This window comes from Pseudoalteromonas sp. Ld20, assembly GCF_045064175.1.
GTDB classification, from domain to species: Bacteria; Pseudomonadota; Gammaproteobacteria; order Enterobacterales; family Alteromonadaceae; genus Pseudoalteromonas; species Pseudoalteromonas neustonica.
On the sequence record NZ_JBISHB010000021.1, the window covers coordinates 1 to 1799 of the forward strand.

Annotated in this window: 1 protein-coding gene; it reads right to left on the bottom strand. The window is 48.1% G+C overall.

What is annotated here, in order from left to right; translation table 11 throughout:
• Positions 1 to 110 precede the first annotated feature (110 nt).
• Positions 111 to 1247 (bottom strand): group II intron reverse transcriptase/maturase, encoded by a 1137-nt coding sequence (gene ltrA / locus ACJJVX_RS00270; protein WP_405629491.1) that lies wholly within the window; start codon positions 1245 to 1247, stop codon positions 111 to 113.
• Positions 1248 to 1799: the final 552 nt, after the last annotated feature.

Here is a 1799-nt window from a genome sequence, read left to right on the forward strand (position 1 = left end):
ATCGTGGTAGAGCGACCCATTACTGGGCCGACCCCACACAGATCCGGACGTGCGGAACTACCGCATCCGGCTCTTCAGTTATATATTCACGCGTGTAAATCACCACGTACTTAGTACCCGTCCACATGAATAAATCGCTTACTCACTCTTGGCCGCTCTATTGCGTAATACATTAACATCTTCTTGAAATTACTCCAATTATAACTGCGCCTTCCACTTCGCCTATTCAGCCATTTATATAAGCTGTGCAGCACATAGCTGTACAGTCTATCTAGGCTACGGCTATTGTCTGGCAGGCCAAAGTAATTTCGGTATCCCATCAGTTTGCGTTTCAGTTGGGGCATCCACGTGTTGAGCTTGGTTGACCGTTTGGCTTTGATGTATTGGTAAAACTCGCTCATGCTGGCGCGGTGCTTTTCAGCCCCTGTGCGCCGCCTAAGTCGAGGTTTTCCTTGCGCATCTTTTGCCCAGTAAAAGGCAAAGCCAAGAAACACAAATTGCCGTCTGCGACTCGGATGAAATCGACTGAAACGCAGCAGTGAGGTTTTATCCTCTGCTACCTCTAAGTTGAACCTCTTGAGTCGTTTTGGCAACACCTTGTAAAATCGCTCTGCGTCGTTGGCGTATTGAAACGCACACACAAAATCATCGGCATACCGGATGAGCATCGCGCGACCATGCATTCGAGGTTTTACTTTCTTTTCAAACCATAAGTCGAGTGCGTAGTGCAAATAGATGTTCGCCAGTACTGGGCTAATGATCCCCCCTTGCGGTGTACCGCTTTTCGGGTGTTCAAACACCCCTTCCGGTGATTTGATACGGGCTTTAAGCCATTGGCTGATTAAACTCAGCATGGCTTTGTCATCAATGCGTTGTTTGAGCATCTTCATCAGCCAGTCGTGGTCAAGGTTGTTGAAGAAGCCTTTAATGTCAGCCTCCACAATGTAACCGTATCCTTTAAACTGAAGGTTCAACGCTAAACTGTGCACCGCTTGATGAGCGCTTTTATTCGGTCGGTAGCCATAGCTATTGGGCAGAAAGTCCGCTTCCCAGATACTTTGCAATATCTGGCTCACGCCTTGTTGCACCAATTTATCATCCACCGTGGGCAAGCCCAGCGGTCGCTGTTTGCCATTTGCTTTGGGAATAAAGACACGTTTGATGTCATTGGCTCGAAAGCGCTTATGCTTAAGGGCATCGCTCAGTCGAGTAATGTTGCTAATGAGTTGCTGCTTATAAACAGGCATGGTAATGCCATCAATACCGGCCGCAGCCTGCTTATTGAGCTGAAACCCAACTTTTATACAAGCAATCTTCCCTTAGTAATCCGTATAAGTTCTGAAACCTGTGTTTGGGGTGTCGCTGTGATTTAAATGTGATCGCGTTTAGTTCGGTTATCATAGTGGTTCCAGCCCTACATTGTCCGGCCTATGTGTCTGCTAAACACGTGATATAACTGCCAGCCCCTTCGCCATGTGATCGGCTTTCCCGTCTCAAACTACTACGAGCTGGTCTGACTGCCAAAGGGTCATCGTTGGCCTTGCTTTTGGCTTAGCTTCCCTACCGCGTCCTTGCGGAACACCCTTGGCTCTCTCAAGTTCCTAATGCATCTCTTTAACCATGCCACGGCTTAATAACTCCGCTGACTCGCCACAACCTCACTCATTACGGTTGCTTTGCATGGACTTCAGTGGCGTTACAAACCTCGTCAGTCAGACTGTATTTATCGGAGCGATGCCAGCACTTCAGGGACACGTATCCCCTGTGGCCTACTTAATTCTCTGTGTACGCTTCACCTA

Coding starts and splice junctions, on each gene's coding strand:
- ltrA (WP_405629491.1), bottom strand. CDS start 1,247: ATGCCTGTTTATAAGCAGCAACTCATTAGCAACATTACTCGACTGAGC.